15 protein-coding genes are annotated in these 17,251 nt (G+C 51.3%); 10 read left to right on the top strand and 5 right to left on the bottom strand.

The genetic code is table 11. The features are described 5' to 3' along the window. Nucleotides 1-939 precede the first annotated feature (939 nt). The 4 genes from CO251_RS02450 to CO251_RS02435 all read right to left on the bottom strand — a co-directional run bounded on the left by CO251_RS02450 (nucleotide 940) and on the right by CO251_RS02435 (nucleotide 3,922). A complete protein-coding gene (locus CO251_RS02450; RefSeq protein WP_103374231.1) occupies nucleotides 940-1,833 on the bottom strand; it encodes a 4-hydroxy-3-methylbut-2-enyl diphosphate reductase in 894 nt (297 codons plus the stop codon). A gap of 167 nt (nucleotides 1,834-2,000) precedes the next feature. After that, nucleotides 2,001-2,690: a prolipoprotein diacylglyceryl transferase family protein gene (locus CO251_RS02445; RefSeq protein ID WP_103374216.1), complete on the bottom strand. Its 690-nt coding sequence runs from the start codon at nucleotides 2,688-2,690 to the stop codon at nucleotides 2,001-2,003. A 6-nt stretch (nucleotides 2,691-2,696) separates the two neighbouring features. Beyond that, on the bottom strand, nucleotides 2,697-3,212 hold the full coding sequence (locus CO251_RS02440; RefSeq protein ID WP_103374215.1) for a TlpA disulfide reductase family protein: 516 nt from the start codon (nucleotides 3,210-3,212) through the stop codon (nucleotides 2,697-2,699). Further along, nucleotides 3,209-3,922, bottom strand: coding sequence for a cytochrome c biogenesis CcdA family protein (locus CO251_RS02435; RefSeq protein WP_103374214.1), 714 nt, complete (start codon nucleotides 3,920-3,922; stop codon nucleotides 3,209-3,211). The genes CO251_RS02440 and CO251_RS02435 overlap by 4 nt, the downstream gene beginning before the upstream one ends. 118 nt (nucleotides 3,923-4,040) lie before the next feature. Between CO251_RS02435 and ftsE the strand changes: the two genes are divergently transcribed. The 7 genes from ftsE (at nucleotide 4,041) to CO251_RS02400 (ending at nucleotide 13,743) form a co-directional block, all read left to right on the top strand. Beyond that, on the top strand, nucleotides 4,041-4,727 hold the full coding sequence (ftsE, locus tag CO251_RS02430; RefSeq protein WP_103374213.1) for a cell division ATP-binding protein FtsE: 687 nt from the start codon (nucleotides 4,041-4,043) through the stop codon (nucleotides 4,725-4,727). Beyond that, complete coding sequence (ftsX, locus tag CO251_RS02425) at nucleotides 4,717-5,604, top strand: permease-like cell division protein FtsX (RefSeq protein WP_103374212.1); 888 nt, start codon at nucleotides 4,717-4,719, stop codon at nucleotides 5,602-5,604. Before ftsE ends, ftsX begins: the two co-directional genes overlap by 11 nt. Before the next feature lie 194 nt (nucleotides 5,605-5,798). Next, nucleotides 5,799-7,811: an excinuclease ABC subunit UvrB gene (gene uvrB / locus CO251_RS02420; RefSeq protein ID WP_103374211.1), complete on the top strand. Its 2,013-nt coding sequence runs from the start codon at nucleotides 5,799-5,801 to the stop codon at nucleotides 7,809-7,811. Beyond that, entirely contained in the window at nucleotides 7,804-10,647 is a 2,844-nt protein-coding gene (gene uvrA, locus CO251_RS02415) for an excinuclease ABC subunit UvrA (RefSeq protein WP_103374210.1), read from the top strand. The genes uvrB and uvrA overlap by 8 nt, the downstream gene beginning before the upstream one ends. Before the next feature lie 31 nt (nucleotides 10,648-10,678). Continuing rightward, entirely contained in the window at nucleotides 10,679-12,547 is a 1,869-nt protein-coding gene (gene uvrC, locus CO251_RS02410; protein WP_103374209.1) for an excinuclease ABC subunit UvrC, read from the top strand. A 48-nt stretch (nucleotides 12,548-12,595) separates the two neighbouring features. Then, complete coding sequence (locus CO251_RS02405) at nucleotides 12,596-12,937, top strand: phage holin family protein (RefSeq protein ID WP_103374208.1); 342 nt, start codon at nucleotides 12,596-12,598, stop codon at nucleotides 12,935-12,937. After that, nucleotides 12,916-13,743, top strand: a complete 828-nt coding sequence (locus CO251_RS02400; RefSeq protein ID WP_103374207.1) for a Cof-type HAD-IIB family hydrolase — start codon at nucleotides 12,916-12,918, stop codon at nucleotides 13,741-13,743. The genes CO251_RS02405 and CO251_RS02400 overlap by 22 nt, the downstream gene beginning before the upstream one ends. Here the strand turns inward: CO251_RS02400 and CO251_RS02395 are convergent. Next, nucleotides 13,740-13,964, bottom strand: coding sequence for a hypothetical protein (locus tag CO251_RS02395; protein ID WP_103374206.1), 225 nt, complete (start codon nucleotides 13,962-13,964; stop codon nucleotides 13,740-13,742). The two genes, CO251_RS02400 and CO251_RS02395, sit on opposite strands and share 4 nt — an antisense overlap. Before the next feature lie 154 nt (nucleotides 13,965-14,118). Here CO251_RS02395 and rapZ point away from each other — a divergent pair, with 154 nt between their 5' ends. The 3 genes from rapZ to whiA are packed head-to-tail and all read left to right on the top strand — an operon-like array spanning nucleotide 14,119 to nucleotide 17,130. Then, a complete protein-coding gene (gene rapZ, locus CO251_RS02390; RefSeq protein WP_103374205.1) occupies nucleotides 14,119-14,988 on the top strand; it encodes an RNase adapter RapZ in 870 nt (289 codons plus the stop codon). A 1-nt stretch (nucleotide 14,989) separates the two neighbouring features. Next, complete coding sequence (yvcK, locus tag CO251_RS02385) at nucleotides 14,990-16,315, top strand: YvcK family protein (RefSeq protein WP_103374204.1); 1,326 nt, start codon at nucleotides 14,990-14,992, stop codon at nucleotides 16,313-16,315. Next, the gene (gene whiA, locus CO251_RS02380; RefSeq protein ID WP_103374203.1) at nucleotides 16,276-17,130 is read left to right on the top strand and encodes a DNA-binding protein WhiA; all 855 of its coding nucleotides are present in this window, start codon (nucleotides 16,276-16,278) and stop codon (nucleotides 17,128-17,130) included. Before yvcK ends, whiA begins: the two co-directional genes overlap by 40 nt. Nucleotides 17,131-17,251: the final 121 nt, after the last annotated feature.

Below are 17,251 nucleotides of genomic sequence, written 5' to 3'. Positions count from 1 at the left end.
TGTTAGGGCCCGAGATGGTCCGACGCCTTTGTCGGTGCCTCAGAGGAAGTGTGTTGACCCGTTCCCATGCCGCACACGGTCGTCCCCCACTTCCTCGCTGGTGGTACTGGATCCGCAGGGATCTGGGAGGCCCAGTCGTGCCGACATTTTTTTCACCCCTCGTTTGAAATAGACGGGGGGTTTTTGCGTTCCTAAACATGGGACCGTGGAGTCGTCCGGTACATCTGATATGATCTAAACAAAAGTGGCGTTGACCGGTTGATGCAGTGTCCGTACCCAGTTTCAATTTTTGCTTGCTACCTGTAGCGCGTCGAACACTGGAATAGAAAAACAATGTGGGAAGCAGCTCCGAATTTTGTAACCCGTTCTGCTAGCGGTTGGTGCGCCGGCCTTAACATCGCGCGTAAGGGCTAACAACGCCGCTCTTATGTCGACACTACCAATGAAAAAAACGTCAAATTGAACCTCCCCGCCCTAAAGGGCGGAGATTCTGGGGGAACCGTGGTCGCTGCGTCGCGGGGTGTGACCCCCTCGGAGTGGTCCTCCGGACTCGCCACCGCTTATCCCGCCAGCAATTTCCCGGGGTTCAGCCGGACTACGCCTTAACGCTCCCTGGAGGGGAACGGGACGGCGATACGTGTTATTTCTACACGTCAGATTCTCATGCCACTTTTTTTGAGTGGCCACAAGGATTCGCATGTTTTAACGTCTTATCATGACGACGCGATACATTTTACATCTCCCACGAATTGCGGAAGACAACCACACGAACGTATCCAGTTGTCAAAGAGCGAACATACGTATTTTAGCAGAAGATTTGCCTGACGGCAACGCCGTAAAACTCCGCCCTGAACGGCGGAGTTTTACGGCGCATCTGATAAAAAAGCGCCCACCCTTTAAACGAATAGCTGGCGGACGCGGTGTAATGCGGGCTTATATTTATCCGTTGTTTGGTGAGTCCGGTAACGTTTCTAAGGCTTTGATGACATCGCGGGTAATGCGGCTGGGCGTGGAAGAACCTGCGGTGACACCAACCGTCGAAACCCCGACAAACCATTCTGGGCGCAAGTCCTCAGCGCTTTCGACGCGTACGGAGGGTTTATGACCAATTTTCTCAACAACTTCCACCAGACGATTCGAGTTGTTGCTACGGCGGTCTCCGACGACCACCACCATATCCACTTCATCCGCAGCTTTAACGGCAGCTTCTTGCCGTAACTGAGTAGCCATACAGATTTCATTGTGGACCTCCGCATGAGGGTACCGCTCTTGAAGTTTGTCGATAATGGCTGCCGTATCCCATTGGCTGAGGGTTGTTTGCGTGACAATCGCGATCGGGTCATTCGGACTAAAGGGCACGTCGTCAACCTCTTCGAGACGTGTTACCAAGCATACGCGAGACGCCGGTGCTTCCCCCATGGCACCTTCAGGTTCGGGATGTCCTTTGGTGCCAATATACACAATCGAATAGCCCGCACGAGTTTTCTCTTGAATCAGTGTGTGAGTCTTTGTGACATCGGGACAGGTTGCATCGAAGACTGTGAGGCCACGCGCCTGGGCTTTGGCCTTGACGCTGGGAGAAATGCCATGGGCTGTGAAAATAACGGTGGCACCATCCGGGACTTGGTCCAGTAATTCGAGGCGGGACGCTCCGTCTAGCGTGGTAATTCCATAGTGTTCTAATTCTAATACCGTGTGTTGATTGTGCACGATTTGGCCAAGAATATAAATAGGCCGTGGCACATTCGGATCTTGCGCTACACGCTTGGCCATGGTGATGGCATCGACCACGCCATAACAATAGCCACGGGGATGAATTTTTAAGACGTCCATTGAAATGCTAGCTCCCTTCTGAGACTCTCGCATGGGCAGGTCGTGCAATGTGACTGCCGCGGTGTCGCCCGAGGCCATGTAAGGGCGTTCTCGTTTCGCTATTCTTAATGGCTATGGGTCGACTATAGTCATCCCATTATAGACCGAAGAGCAAGGTCAATCTAGGGTTAGAGGGTCATGGTCATGAGCCGATATCCCGTAACCGCCAAGAGCCATGCTGTCCACTGCACCTCGGTAAAGGGCGAACCTGGGGTGCCGGTCGTAAGAGAGGCTACGCCCATGCTTATGGCCGTCATGAGAAGGAAGGTACCGCCCAGTTGTCCATCTTGGCGTGGACGATACCAGTACAGACTCCATAAAAACGCTGTGGTGAGCATCATCAGCAAGGACCACAGAAAATAGGTCGCAAAGTGATCGAGATGGTGGGTTGTAATCGTGAACAGCCAAAGATTCGAAGGGCCCCCAATCCATGGAATGCCTAAGCCCCATATGCTTAAAGCTGGGGCTAAAGTTAGAGCCGCCATATCCGTGTCCGACCATCTCCACAAGTGGCGGTGACGGAAGATTACAGACCCTGCCGCGAGAACCGCCCCCGCGACAGCTCCCCAAAACCCCAGGGTGCTTTGCGGGGTAAAAATGAGATGAGAGGGATGCCTGATGAAATATCCCACATCGGTGAGTATGTAAATGCCCTTTTCACCCAAAAGCGCCCCAAAAATAATGGCCACGAGGAGGTCCTGATCACGACTAGGCGCGTGTAGATGTTCCAACAGTATGAAGGATAAGGTTGCGCTTGCGATGAGCATGACGCCGGACAAAGGAAGGGGGCCTAATAAGACCTGCGATGGAATATACAAGGGCAGCTACTCCTTTGAATTGCTTACGGCTTCTGCGAGGTTCTGCCTGAGCAACGTCGGGGTCATAGGCCCTACCACCTTGCTAACGATGAGTCCGTACCGATTGACAAAGTAGGAGGTGGGCAACGTTGTGACAAAAAACGCATTGAAAACGTGTCCGCTAGGGTCATACCAACTGACTCTTTTCGGCAACTGGTAACGCATTAAAAATTGTTGGGTCGCATTGGGCGCTCCTTGACTGATCAATATGAGACGGGTGGACGGTGTGTTGGCGATATCCAAATCGGGCAATTCCATACGGCACGCTGGGCACCACGTGGCCCAAAAGTTGATGAGAGCCGCATGATGGTCTAAGAGATGGCCAAGATTGACGGCTTGTCCGTTTGCTCCTACCACGACGATGTTGTTCACGGATTGGCCGCTCTGGGCCGTAAACCCTTGCTGAACGGGGGGACGAATGATAAGGGCTAGGACCATGGTCAGCAGAAAGACAAGCCCTAGAGCATTGCGTAATGTTTTCATCGCACTAAGGGCGCTAAAGCAACAAGATTGGGGATGCGGTCATACCAGCCGGTAAGTAGACTAATTCCTAAAATCACCAGCATGGCCCCGGAAATGCGCTCAATCCAGGGAAGATATCGTCCCATTTGCCTGGTCCATTGTGCCGCTTGGCCTAAGAAAAAGGCTAAGACAATAAAGGGAACCGCTAAGCCAGCGGCATAGCTTGCCAGCATAATCCCTCCCGTGCTGACGGTTGATGAATGCGCCGCAAGAAGCAGGATACTGGCCAAAATTGGGCCGACACATGGCGTCCATCCGGCTGCAAAGACCATCCCTAAGATGACGGCAGAAATGCCCTGAGCCTTGGGAGTCACGGAAAAATGCACGTCACGTTTGATGAGGCCGATTTGAATGAGCCCAAAAATCTCCAAGCCGAACACAATCATGATGAGGCCGCCAATCTCCGCAATAATTTGGCGGTGGAAATGGATAAACTGCCCCATGCTGCTAGCCCCGAGTCCTGCCAGTACAAGAATGATCGAGAAGCCCAAAACAAACAATACCGCATTTTGCATGACGCGACGCCGAATCACATGGTTATGAACGGATTCCGCGGTTAAAGCGGTTCCTGCCATCGTCGTAAGGTATGACGGGATGAGAGGCAAAACACAAGGCGACAAGACGGAGGCTAGCCCAGCAACGAATGCGACGCCTAGTGATACCAAAGACAACCATGTCGCCTCCTCATACAAAGACTCAATACAAAAATTATATCATGGCGAGGCGCTAGGGCATAACAGCAGGAATTCGTCACTCGATGTCGTATTTTAATATCTCAGGGGGAACGATATGATCCGTTTGGAGAATGTCAGCAAACGTTACGGAAATGGACATTATGGGGTAATTGATGTCAATTTGGAAATCCATCGCGGCGAGTTTTTGTTTCTTGTTGGCCCATCGGGGGCGGGCAAATCCTCGTTAATACGCATGCTCTATCGCGAGGAAGTCCCTACGGCCGGAGAAATCTTTCTGGACGAATTTCGCCTGTCACAGCTACGCCGAAATCAAGTGTCACGGCTTCGGCGCCAACTAGGGGTCGTGTTTCAGGACGTGAAATTGCTGACGAATCGTACGGTCTTTCAAAACGTCGCGTTTGCAATGGAGGTTGTTGGTGCGAAAAGTCATGAAATCCAAAAGCGTGTACCTCAGGTTTTGGATCTCGTCGGCCTTTCGAGAAAACGTAATAACTTTCCGCATCAATTATCCGGAGGAGAGCAGCAGCGGGTTGGAATTGCGCGGGCCTTGGTGAATAATCCGGTTTATGTCATTGCCGATGAACCTACTGGGAATCTGGACCCAGATACCGCATTTGAAATTATCAAGCTGCTCAATGAGATCAATCGCCGCGGCGCGACGATTATTATGGCTACGCATGCGCGCGATATTGTGAATCAAATGCACAAGCGCGTGGTTGCCGTTGAAAACGGGCGAATCGTTCGCGACGAGGCGAGAGGGGCCTATGGCTATGAGTCTTAATAGTGTGTGGTATATTACCAAAGAAACGGGACGAAACCTTGTTTACAATACGTGGATGACCCTAGCCTCCGTATCTACGGTGGCTATTTCGATGTTTGTCTTATCCTTTTTTCTTGTGTTGACGGTCAATATGAATCATCTTACCACCGTGTTACAGAACCAAGTAGAGATGCGGGTGTTTATCAATACCAATGTTCCACGATCGAAAGAAATGGCGCTGCTGAATGAAGCCGACAAGTGGCCAGGCGTCCGTAAAATTCAGTTCTTTACCAAACAACAAGCGGCAGAAAGTCTCAAAAGGGAGTTTCCAGATCAACGGGATCTCTTGACGCTGATTGCTAAATCCAATCCGCTCTTTGACGGGTTTAATGTCTATACAAAGAACCCAGCTGAAATTCCGGCCTTGGCGGTGCGTTTTCAACATCAAAAAGTGGTCCACAACGTGGTCTATGAAGGGCAGGTTGTCAGACGCTTATCCCGGCTCTCCATCATCATGAAATGGGTGGGATGGGTCGTAGAGCTGTTGTTGGGACTCGCCACATTGTTCATTATCATCAATACGATACGTTTAGCTGTCTTTGCTCGTCGGAGGGAAGTCGCCGTGATGAAACTTGTGGGTGCCACGGATTGGTTTATTCGCTGGCCTTTCATTTTGGAAGGCTTGGTTCTAGGTTTGGTGGGGGCTGGCATCGCTGATGTCGTAGTGGCACAAGGCTACCATTGGTTGGTGGCGGCCGCTGCTGGCGCCTTGCCGTTTTGGCCTATGGCGCCGTACTCTCAAGTGATGGGGAAAACGGTGGATTTTACTCTAGGGGGAGGGTTGCTTGTCGGAGGATTAGCGAGCATGGTGGCGCTCCGCCGCTTTCTCCGCGTCTGACAATTTGCGCTGCGTGGTATAATGAAAGGAATGGAGAAAAACGTGGAAGCGACGCATTACCCCGTCCGTTTCTCCCTAAACGGGTTGGCGGGCGCGTAAAGAGCCATAGGGGTGTGGGGCTTTGTCTTGCTCGTTACCTTTTTTGCCCCGACGCTGTCGACACAATGTAATGAACCAGTGAGAAAGGATGAACAATGGGCGTCTTTCAACTCGTGAGTCCTTATCAGCCGCAAGGCGATCAGCCTGATGCTATCGCCAAATTGGTGCGTGGAATATCGGATCAAAAACGGCAGCAGGTTTTGCTAGGCGTTACGGGATCGGGCAAGACTTTTACGATGGCGAACGTCATCCAAGAAGTCAATCGACCCACGTTGGTGATGGCGCCCAACAAGACGCTGGCCGCGCAGTTGGCAGGGGAATTGAAGGCTTTTTTTCCTCATAATGCGGTGGAGTACTTTATTAGCTATTACGATTATTATCAGCCCGAAGCGTATGTCCCGCAAACCGATTTATTCATTGAGAAAGACTCTCAAATCAACGATGAAATTGACAAACTGCGACACTCTGCGACGTCCGCTTTGCTTGAACGGCCGGATGTGATTATTGTGGCCAGTGTCTCGTGCATTTATGGTTTAGGATCGCCGCAAGATTATCGCGAACTGGTTTTGTCTCTGAGAGTGGGGATGGAACGGGAGCGGGATGCGATTTTGCGCAAATTAGTCGAAATTCAATACGACCGCAATGATGTAAATTTTGTTCGAGGGAAGTTTCGTGTTCATGGCGACGTCATTGAAGTGTTTCCAGCCAACCAAAGTGAGCAGGCAATACGCATTGAGATGTTTGGGGATGAAATTGAGCGCATTCGGGAATTTGATCCCTTGACTGGCGAGATCTTGGGGGAACGAGAACATGTAGCGATTTATCCGGCCTCTCACTATGTTATGGGGCAAGACCGTCTAGCCCCAGCGTTGGCATCCATCGAAGCGGAATTGCAAGACAGGTTGCGGACGTTGAAAGAACTGGGCAAAGATCTCGAAGCCCAACGGCTTGAGCAGCGGACGCGCTACGATTTGGAAATGCTGCAAGAAGTAGGCTTTTGCTCTGGAATTGAAAATTACTCGCGTCATTTTACGGGAAAAAATCCCGGGGAGCCTCCTTTTACGTTACTGGATTATTTTCCGCATCCCTTCTTGACCATTATTGATGAATCGCACGTCACCGTACCCCAAATTCGGGGCATGTATGCAGGGGATATGTCCCGCAAGACGACGCTAGTGGAGCATGGCTTTCGACTCCCATCGGCGTTAGATAACCGTCCGCTGCGTTTTGATGAGTTTCTAAGTAGTCTTGATGACGTGATCTATGTTTCAGCAACGCCTGGTCCTTATGAATTAGAGGCGGCAGGCCAAGTCGTGGAACAAATTGTGCGGCCGACGGGTCTTTTGGATCCGCCGATTGATGTACGGCCTACTAAAGGTCAAATTGATGATTTGCTGGGTGAAATCCGAGATCGTGTCAAGCGGGAGCAACGGGTTTTGGTGACGACACTGACAAAACGAATGGCCGAAGACCTTACGGAGTACTTGCGGGAAAATCAGGTCAAGGTGCGCTATTTGCATTCAGATATTGATGCCCTCGAACGGATGGCCATTATTCGCGACTTGCGGCTCGGGGAATTTGATGTCTTAGTCGGCATTAACTTGTTGCGAGAGGGGTTGGATTTGCCCGAGGTAGGGCTCGTGGCCATTTTGGATGCCGACAAAGAAGGCTATTTGCGTTCGGTCACTTCACTCATCCAAACCATCGGCCGGGCCGCCCGCAATTTGGAGGGGCATGTAATCATGTATGCGGATAAAGTGACGGATTCCATGGCTCGGGCTATTGACGAAACGGATCGTCGGCGTGCGATTCAGCGGCAGTACAACGAGGAGCATCACGTGATCCCCAAAGGCATCACGAAAGCCGTGCGGGAAGTGATTCAGGCGACCAAGTCTGTCTCGGATGATGGTGTGATTGACAAACCGATGAAGGATATGACAGCACGGGAACGTATTCAAATGGCGCGCCAGCTTCGCAAGGAAATGAAAGAGGCCAGCCGCAACTGGGAATTTGAACGGGCGGCCATGCTTCGCGATATGCTTATGGAGTTAGAAAACGAGGCACCCATTAAGGCTGCGGCAGGAGGGAAGCGCAAACGACATGGCTAGCACAGTAATTGCCGTAAAGGGGGCACGGCAGCACAATCTGAAGAATGTGTCCCTGGAGATACCGCGCGACAAGCTAGTGGTCATTACGGGGGTCTCGGGCTCGGGGAAATCGTCGTTAGCCTTTGATACCATCTACGCCGAAGGACAACGCCGCTATGTCGAGTCTTTGTCAAGTTATGCTCGGCAATTTTTGGGACAGATGGACAAGCCGGATGTGGATAGCATTGATGGTCTGTCCCCGGCGATTTCCATTGACCAAAAAACAACCAGCCATAATCCTCGGAGTACCGTCGGTACCGTGACCGAAATTTATGATTATCTCAGGCTTTTATATGCCCGTGTGGGGGTGCCGCACTGTCCCCAATGTGGCAATGAAGTGAGCCAGCAGACCATCGAACAGATGGTCGACCGCATTATGCAAAAACCCGAAGGAACGCGTCTTGAGATTCGTGCGCCTTTGGTGCGGGGCCGAAAAGGAACCCATGAAAAGCTGTTTGATCAGATGCGCCAGCAAGGGTTTACGCGGGCTCGCGTCGATGGGGCATTAGTCGAGGTCGAAAACATTCCCGCGTTGAATAAAAACAAGAAGCATGATATTGCAGCGGTGGTGGACCGCATTGTGGTGCGGGATTCAGTAGGCCACCGCCTGGCCGAATCTTTGGAACAAGCCCTAGAAGTCAGTGGTGGGCTTGCAGAAGTTGGCGAGCCTGAGGGCGAAGCCGAGCTTTTCTCTCGGGAATTGTCTTGTCCTCGGTGCGGAATTTCTCTTGAAGAATTGACACCGCGGATGTTTTCATTTAATGCGCCCTATGGGTCTTGTCCGGCGTGTACGGGCTTAGGATTCAAATTAGAACCCGATCCTGATTTAATTGTGCCTGATCCGTCTTTGTCGATCAATGATGGCGCTGTCGCTCCCATTTTCCGTGCTCCCAGCCGCTTCTACATGAATTTATTGGCGGCGGTGTTTCAAGATGCTGGCTATTCCCTGACCACCCCGTTTCGCGATTTACCCGATGAAGCGAAAAGGATTGTTTTTTACGGCTATGAAAAGACCTTGCCCTTCCACTTTGAAGGTGTTTTTGGCAATCATGTCCAACAGACGCGCTATCAGGGCATTATTCCGATTTTAGCCAAGCGTTACCGAGAGGCAGGAACGGAAAGCGCGAAGCAAGATGTGGAAGAATACATGAGTTCAAAACCCTGTACCGTATGTCATGGAAAGCGACTCAAGCCCGAAGTTTTGGCTGTGACGATAGGGGGGCTCTCCATTGCGGATTTCACCGAGTTGTCCGTTCGTGATGCCAGAGCCTTTGCTGCGGCATTAACGTTTGACGAGCGCGATCAGCGTATTGCGGGACCCATTTTGAAAGAAGTCAATGAACGGTTGAGCTTTTTGGTGGATGTTGGGCTGGGCTATCTCACGCTATCACGGGCTGCGGGATCCCTGTCCGGTGGCGAGGCGCAGCGCATCCGGCTGGCCACGCAAATTGGGTCGTCGCTCGTGGGAGTGCTGTATATTCTTGATGAACCCTCGATTGGCTTGCATCAGCGGGACAATGAGCGATTGATTGCAACGTTGAAAAAGCTTCGGGATTTGGGGAATACCGTCCTGGTCGTGGAACATGATGAAGACACCATGTTAGCCGCTGATTATTTAGTGGATGTCGGGCCTGGGCCTGGCATTTATGGCGGTCATATTGTCTCTCATGGGACGCCTCAGATGGTTATGGCGGACCCTCACAGTTTGACAGGGCAGTACTTAGCCGGGACACGTGAGATACCCATACCTGATGCCTACCGAAAGCCGGAAGGACGGTGGCTTCGAGTCGTCGGGGCTACGGAGCACAATCTGAAAAATATCACGGTTAATATTCCCCTAGGCTTAATGGTGGCGGTCACCGGCGTTTCGGGTTCAGGAAAGTCGACGCTGGTTAATGACATCATTCGCAAGCAATTGGAGGTTAGCCTCAACGGAGCACGTAATCGCCGTATTGGGGCTTATGAACGCATGGAAGGCTTAGAGTATTTGGACAAGGTGATTGCGATTGACCAAAGTCCTATTGGGCGTACGCCACGATCCAATCCTGCTACCTACACCGGTGCTTTTGACTTGATTCGTGAAGTCTTTGCCAATACCACGGAGGCCAATATTCGGGGATATAAAGCGGGACGGTTTTCCTTTAATGTACGTGGCGGCCGCTGTGAAGCATGCAAGGGTGATGGCATTCTCAAAATCGAAATGCATTTCTTGCCCGATATTTATGTTCCTTGTGAAGTGTGCAAAGGGACACGCTACAATCGTGAAACGTTGGATGTCCATTATCGAGGCAAGAATATTGCGGATGTGCTCGATATGACCGTTGATGAAGCGCTAGAGTTTTTTCAATTACACAATCGTTTGAAGCGGAAACTCCAGACACTGAAAGATGTGGGATTGGGGTATGTGCGTCTTGGGCAACCTGCTACAACGTTGTCAGGTGGAGAAGCGCAGCGGGTTAAGCTCGCGACTGAACTGTCGCGACGTTCGGATGGCCGGACCTTTTATATTTTGGATGAGCCGACAACCGGGTTGCATCAAGAGGATATTCGGCACTTGTTAGAGGTGTTGCAGCGATTGGTGGCGCAAGGCGACACCGTCTTGGTGATAGAGCATAATCTAGACGTAATCAAAACGGCTGACTGGATTATTGACCTAGGGCCGGAAGGAGGAGACATGGGGGGCCAAGTAGTGGCTCAAGGGGCGGTTCCCGAAATAATCGCCAATCCGGATTCGTACACAGGCCAGTTTTTAGGGCGTCACATCGCACGGCGCGAAGGAGCTTCGTTGCCCCAATAGGGTTAGGACGTCGTGCGAAAGGGGAGATATCATGATCTCGGAACACTTGGAGGAAAAGCGCCAACTGTTGCCGGATAAGCCAGGCATTTACCTCATGAAAGACGAAAATGGCCGGGTGATTTATGTCGGCAAGGCACTCAGTCTAAAGCAACGGGTTCGGAGCTATTTCCAAGAAGCGAGCCGTCTTCAGCCGAAAGTGGCGGCTATGATGCGTCACGTGGTGGATTTTGAAATTATTACGACAGACACCGAAGTCGAGGCGTTGATTCTTGAAGCCACTATGATTAAAAAGCTTCAGCCGCATTATAACATCCGGCTGAAGGATGATAAGTCCTATCCCTATATTCGGCTTAGTTGGGAAGAAGAGTTTCCGCGTTTGATGATTGCGCGTCGGCCAGATATCCCAGGCAGCCGTTATTTTGGGCCGTATACGCGTGCGCAATCCGTTCATGAAACGATCCGGCTCTTACGTCATATTTTTCCGATTCGTAACTGCACCAATCAGAAATTTAAAAACGCCGTGCGGCCTTGCTTGGAATACCATATTGAAAGGTGTCCGGCACCGTGTCAAGGCTTAATTGACAAAGACAGCTACCGTAGCATGATGAAAAATGTTGAGCTATTTTTAGACGGAAAAGTTGATGCGGTAGAAAAGACGTTGGTGCAGCAACTGAATGACGCCGCTGCTCATTTGGAGTTTGAAAAGGCAGCGCGTTTTCGTGATCAAGTGAAGGCTGTGCGAGAGATTACTGCCCAGCAAAAAGTGTCGGCGGAGGCGGGACGCCAGCTTGATGCCATCAGCTGGGTGGTCAGCGCAGACGATGCCTACGTTCAAGTTTTTATGGTGCGCGAAGGGCGGTTGATTGGCCGGGAGTCATTCACTCTGACGGGCGTAGACGAAAACAATGAACACGAGATTGCCAAGGCCTTTCTCATGCAATATTATGACCGGGCCCGAGATATTCCGCCTGAAATTCTTATTGAACATTTACCGCCCGAGGTGGATGGCATTGATCAATGGCTGCGGGAAAAACGGGGAGGACGGGTGGAGTTAAAAGTTCCACAGCGTGGAGAAAAACAACGATTGTTGGCGATGGTGCGGCAAAATGCGGCATTGGCACGCGATGAAGCGTTGAGGCGTCTGGAAATTAAAGAGCGCGAACGCGATACAGCGCTATTGGAAATTCAGCATAGTTTAGGATTGCCTAAGTTGCCTGTGCGGATGGAGTGTTATGATATTTCGAATACGCAGGGAACGGAATCCGTGGCATCGATGGTGGTGTTTACCAACGGAAAGCCGGATAAGAGCCAGTACCGACGATTCCGCATTCAAACCGTTGAAGGACCGAATGATTTTTTGTCTATGAAAGAAGTTATTAGACGTCGTTTTCACCATCAAGCGGAGGATGCCAAACTCTTAGGAAAGAGTCGGTTTGCGACGACGCCGGAATTGGTTATCATCGATGGGGGGCGAGGGCAACTGGGATATGCCTATCAAGCGATGCAAGAGTTGGGTGTAGAAGATATCCCGGTATTTGGATTAGCGAAGCAGCATGAATGGCTGTTTGAACCCCAATCAGCGCAACCTATCATTCTCGACCGCGACTCTGCCGCATTGAAATTGATTATGCATCTGCGGGACGAGGCACATCGCTTCGCGATTACGTATCATCGTCAGTTGCGGACGAAACGCAACTTAGCATCGGTTTTGGATAGTATTCCAGGGGTGGGGCCGGCGCGTAAGAAGGTATTGCGTCAGACTTATGCTGATCTCCACGCCATGCGGCAAGCCACTGTGGAAGAGCTCGCTGCATTGCCTGCGATGACGCGTCCGGTGGCCCTAGCCGTGTATCAATATTTACATGAAGAACGGAGCACAACCGAGGACTCGACGTCGTAGCAGTGGCGGGGTACAACACTCGATGGCGACACAGAGGAGGTATGCGTCATGCGTTGGCTTACGGTATGGATTGCATCCGCTGTGGGGCTCGCGGTGGTCACGCATTTACATCTTGGCGTGCAAGCCGTCAGTGCGGAAAGTATTATTGTAGCGGCCTTGGTACTAGGGCTTGTTAACACAATTATTCGACCGGTCGTCAAGTTGTTAACATTGCCCATTAATCTTCTCACCTTTGGGTTGTTCGGATTAGTGATCAATGCGTTGATGCTATGGTTGGTGTCGGCGGTAGTTCCAGGCTTTATGGTCCATGGATTTGGCGCGGCGTTTTGGGGGGCGTTAATTCTTTCTATTGTATCGGGGGTTGTAGGATGGGTGATCAAGTACGGATAAAATTGTTGGTGTTGGACTTAGACGGCACCGCGCTGCGCCCCGATGGTTCTTTATCGACAGAACTTATTGAGCGTGTCGCGCAGTGCCGGGCTATGGGGGTTCAGGTGATGCTAGCGACGGGGCGTATGCTACGCTCGGCTATTCCTTATTGGATGCGCCTAGATCTTGGCAACGGCCCACTTATTGCCTATAACGGAAGCTTGGTCGCCGAAATCCCGAGTGAAACCCCTTGGTTTGCGTGGCAGCTCAATTCCCAAGTGGCGCATTTCGTGGTGCGGCGGGCGCTTGAGTGGGGGATTTTGGCGCAAGTGTATGTGGGCAATGAATTGTGGTTGTCGCGCGAAGATGAACGAGCTCAACACTATATCACGGTGAATCATATTCCCGGGGAAGTGAAACTGGGCGATGATATTCTGCGCTGGCCAGAACCTCCCATTAAAATTTTGCTGCAGGATGATCCGGAACGCCTGGATGAATTTCGCGTAGAAATTACTCCCGAGGTGCTGGGCCTTCAAGGACGGTTATTCAAATCGCAACAAGATTACCTAGAAATTGTACCTGCGGGTGTGGGCAAAGGGCCAGCTTTGGAAAAGGTCGCGCATCGATTAGGGATTGAGCGCGAAGCCATTATGGCCGTGGGGGATGCCGAGAATGATATCGACATGATACGGTACGCGGGCATTGGCGTCGCCATGGGCCAAGCGTCAGACATGGTCAAACACGCAGCAGACTATGTCACTAAACCCGTACAAGAAGATGGTGCCGCGTATGCTATCACTCATTGGATCTTACGCGATAACGACTAATGCCAACGGCTTAGGATCTGATGCCCCCAGGGCAAGCGCCAAATCAGGTAGAGAGTGGTTAGGGTCACAGTAATGATAAAGGCCCAGGCGAACTGCCGTTCCATTTGCCGTTCCCGGGCTGCTCGTTTCAAATCGGCTCGAGAGGTGCCCGTATTGAGATCGATTGGGTCTGTTTGAGTGGTTTGGTGTCGGCGCTTGCGCGACCATGCTTCTGTCGCCATGGACAAAGCCTCCTTGTTCTCCTTACCATCGCCTTTTGATGGGTAATTCGACATCATCTGGCGAATTTCCTGTATTAGAACGCAAAATATCGTGAAGAGCAAGAGGGTATTCGGTAGTTGGCGTGTAATCATTGAAAACGAGGGAGGTGACATGATGGAACCACCACGGCTAGTAGTCATTACGGGGTTATCAGGAGCAGGACGCAGTGAAGCGATGCGTGTGTTCGAAGATTTAGGCTATTTTTGTGTGGACAATCTGCCCCCAAATCTCATCAGCAAGTTTGCAGAACTACTGCATAAGAGCCCTGAGGTGCAAGGAGCGGCGTTAGTGATGGATATTCGGGGTGGAGTTTTCTTTCACCAATTGACCGCATCATTACGCGAATTAGAAGTGGTGGGATTGCCTTATCAGGTGCTTTATTTAGAGGCGGATGAGGAGACCTTAATTCGCCGATATAAGCTGTCCAGACGGCGCCATCCCTTAGAGGCCCAAGGCCGACTTGTCGAAGCTTTGCGGAAAGAAAAAAGGGCGCTCCAAGAAATTCGGGGCAAGGCGGATGTTGTTATTGACACTTCTGGCTTGACCCCATTGCAATTGCGTCAAAGAATTTCTGACATTTTTCGTTTGGATGCGGGTGCCTCATCGTTTCAGGTGCGCTTAGTATCTTTTGGGTTCAAACATGGCTTGCCTAAGGATGCCGACTTGGTCTTTGATGTCCGTTTCTTGCCTAACCCCTATTATGTAGACGATTTGCGAAGCAAGACGGGTAACGACGCCGCGGTCGATCAATATGTGATGCGCTTTCCCCAGGCCAAGGAGACGCTTGCACATCTTGATAACCTACTGACCTTTCTCATTCCTCAATTTCAGCAAGAGGGAAAACCCCAGATAACCGTGGGCATTGGCTGTACTGGCGGCCAACATCGGTCAGTGGTTTTTGCCAACCATTTAAAGGAATTGCTGCTTGAGCATGGCAGCCAAGCCTTGGTCGAACACCGCGATCTTGAGCTGCGGGAGGATTAACATGTGGCGTTTGTTGATTCCGGGTTTAAAGCTTAAACGCTTTATGGCGCTTATGGCCTTAGGGTTTATGACGTTGGGCATGGCATTGGCGCTCTGGGTCTTGCCTGCCTTGTTGTCCGGATGGCATCGGCCGGCGGTTGAGGGGACGCTTTTGCTAGTCGGTATCGTCAGCATTGTGCTCGGAGTCTATGGCTTGTGGCAATCTCTCAATGAGATGCTGGGATCTGATAGATGGGCCGGCCTGTTATATTCGAAAAGACAACTGGCGCGAGGACCGCATGTGGCCGCTTTAGGTGGGGGAACCGGCATGCCGTCGGTCTTACGTGGGTTAAAACATTACAGTTCCAACTTGACCGCCATAGTCACGGTGGCGGATGATGGGGGCAGCTCTGGGCGTCTGCGCGGCGATATGGGAATGCTTCCCCCAGGCGATATTCGGAACTGCATGGTGGCATTGGCCGATACGGAACCTTTAATGGAACAACTGTTCCAACATCGATTTCCCGCAGGAGAATTAAAAGGGCATAGCTTTGGTAACTTATTTTTGGCAGCCATGGAACAGGTATCTGGTGATTTTGTGACGGCTTTGCGCGAGTCAAGCCGTGTGCTTGCGGTACGGGGAACGGTGCTGCCAGCGACCTTAGAACATGTCACACTCGAAGCTCAATTGGTTGATGGAACGCATGTCACGGGAGAAAGTGCTATTGGCCATAGTGAAAAGCCGATCGAAAGAGTGTGGATGGAGCCCTCTGATGCAACACCGCTACGGGAAGCCGTTGAGGCAATTTTATCGGCCAACATGGTCGTGTTGGGGCCGGGGAGTCTCTATACGTCCATATTGCCCAATCTTTTGATTCCGGCGATTGCCGACGCTATTCGGCAAACCCAAGCCATTCGGGTATATGTCGCCAATATTATGACGCAGCCAGGGGAGACGGCGAACTTCTCCGTTCGTGACCACCTTGCGGCGATTGACAAGCATGTGGGGCCTGGCCTTATTGATATCGTGCTAGTCAATAGTCAGCCTGTCCCCGAAGACTTGTTGGCTCGCTACCGCAAAGAGGGGGCTGACCAAGTCGGAGGTGCTATTGACGGCTTGTCAGGTGCTGAACCGCTGGTGATCTATGATAATCTACTATTAGCAGGGCAAGTGGTTCGCCACGATCCGGAGAAATTGGCAACCGCACTCTTGCGAATTTTAATAAAATTTCGGCCTAAATGGGCTGAAGGCCGTTTAATGGACGCGGCTTGGTTGGAAAATCGTTTACGGGAGCGTCACCAGCCACGATGGGATGGTCTTATGCGCGACAAGTTAAGGCAGAGATAGCGCGGGAGACCATTGAATCTCTCCCCGCTTGCATGTGGGCGGAGTTGTGGGGTCTTGGCGGCTTTTCGCAACCTGACCAATGGCGCGATGGCCTAAAAATAGGCAGTGCTCTCATTGCGCGACGGGCATACCGATTGATGAAAACATTAAATCTTTCTCCGCGCATTATGGTTTACCGGGCGTCGCGCCGCATGCATTTTGTCATTAAGCCAAATCTTAACGTTGATAGCGTCAACGAGCAGAGCTTAATTTTGGGATGTGGACCCAGTTATTTGCGGGGCATGTTCTTAGCGCGTGGATATTTGGCCGATCCTGAGCGGGGAATTCATTTGGAATTCGGGCTTGATAGCGAAGCCCAAAGGGCCTTGCTTCTTCATGTGTTACTCCCGTTGCATCTGCGCCCCAAAGAAACGGTTCGCCGCGGGCGTACGGTGTTGTATTGGAAAGACCGCCAGCAGATTATTCGCTTATTAGCGCAGATGGGCGCGCATCAGGCGGTGCTGGAGTGGGAAAGTGCGCAAGTCATGAAAACCGTAAAAAACCGCGTCAACCGTCTTGTCAATTCGGAAACCGCTAACTTGCGGCGTTCAGTCGAATCGGGCATGGAGCAGGCGCGGATTTTACAAAAAAAGGTTTCCGATCCAAGCCTTCCACCGGCGTTGCGGGAACTAGCTTTATTGCGTATTGCCCATCCGGATTGGTCATTAAAGGAGTTGGGATTGGCGTTATCCCCACCTATTTCCAAATCTGCCGTGAATCATCGTATGCGGCGCCTGCTAAAAGGGCAAAATTTCGAAACGGACGGACAAAATTAGACGATGTGTGCTTTTTTTCACGAGAAAAGGCTACCGTTTTTTCGTGCAGTTTGCCATAATGGTGAATTGTTAGAGAAGTAAGACGATACGGGGATCCCGGTCGACGACGTTGTGACAAGAG

The organism is Sulfobacillus sp. hq2 (assembly GCF_002903155.1).
GTDB classification, from domain to species: domain Bacteria; phylum Bacillota; class Sulfobacillia; order Sulfobacillales; family Sulfobacillaceae; genus Sulfobacillus; species Sulfobacillus thermotolerans.
This window is presented reverse-complemented; position numbering and strand designations above follow the sequence as displayed.

What these genes read in the sequence shown, in the direction of transcription:
- yvcK (WP_103374204.1), top strand. Translation starts at nt 14,990, where the DNA reads ATGTGGCGTTTGTTGATTCCGGGTTTAAAGCTTAAACGCTTTATGGCG.
- CO251_RS02405 (WP_103374208.1), top strand. Translation starts at nt 12,596, where the DNA reads ATGCGTTGGCTTACGGTATGGATTGCATCCGCTGTGGGGCTCGCGGTG.
- rapZ (WP_103374205.1), top strand. Translation starts at nt 14,119, where the DNA reads ATGGAACCACCACGGCTAGTAGTCATTACGGGGTTATCAGGAGCAGGA.
- uvrB (WP_103374211.1), top strand. Translation starts at nt 5,799, where the DNA reads ATGGGCGTCTTTCAACTCGTGAGTCCTTATCAGCCGCAAGGCGATCAG.
- ftsE (WP_103374213.1), top strand. Translation starts at nt 4,041, where the DNA reads ATGATCCGTTTGGAGAATGTCAGCAAACGTTACGGAAATGGACATTAT.
- CO251_RS02440 (WP_103374215.1), bottom strand. Translation starts at nt 3,212, where the DNA reads ATGAAAACATTACGCAATGCTCTAGGGCTTGTCTTTCTGCTGACCATG.
- CO251_RS02400 (WP_103374207.1), top strand. Translation starts at nt 12,916, where the DNA reads ATGGGTGATCAAGTACGGATAAAATTGTTGGTGTTGGACTTAGACGGC.
- CO251_RS02450 (WP_103374231.1), bottom strand. Translation starts at nt 1,833, where the DNA reads ATGGACGTCTTAAAAATTCATCCCCGTGGCTATTGTTATGGCGTGGTC.
- whiA (WP_103374203.1), top strand. Translation starts at nt 16,276, where the DNA reads ATGGGATGGTCTTATGCGCGACAAGTTAAGGCAGAGATAGCGCGGGAG.
- CO251_RS02395 (WP_103374206.1), bottom strand. Translation starts at nt 13,964, where the DNA reads ATGGCGACAGAAGCATGGTCGCGCAAGCGCCGACACCAAACCACTCAA.
- ftsX (WP_103374212.1), top strand. Translation starts at nt 4,717, where the DNA reads ATGAGTCTTAATAGTGTGTGGTATATTACCAAAGAAACGGGACGAAAC.
- uvrC (WP_103374209.1), top strand. Translation starts at nt 10,679, where the DNA reads ATGATCTCGGAACACTTGGAGGAAAAGCGCCAACTGTTGCCGGATAAG.
- uvrA (WP_103374210.1), top strand. Translation starts at nt 7,804, where the DNA reads ATGGCTAGCACAGTAATTGCCGTAAAGGGGGCACGGCAGCACAATCTG.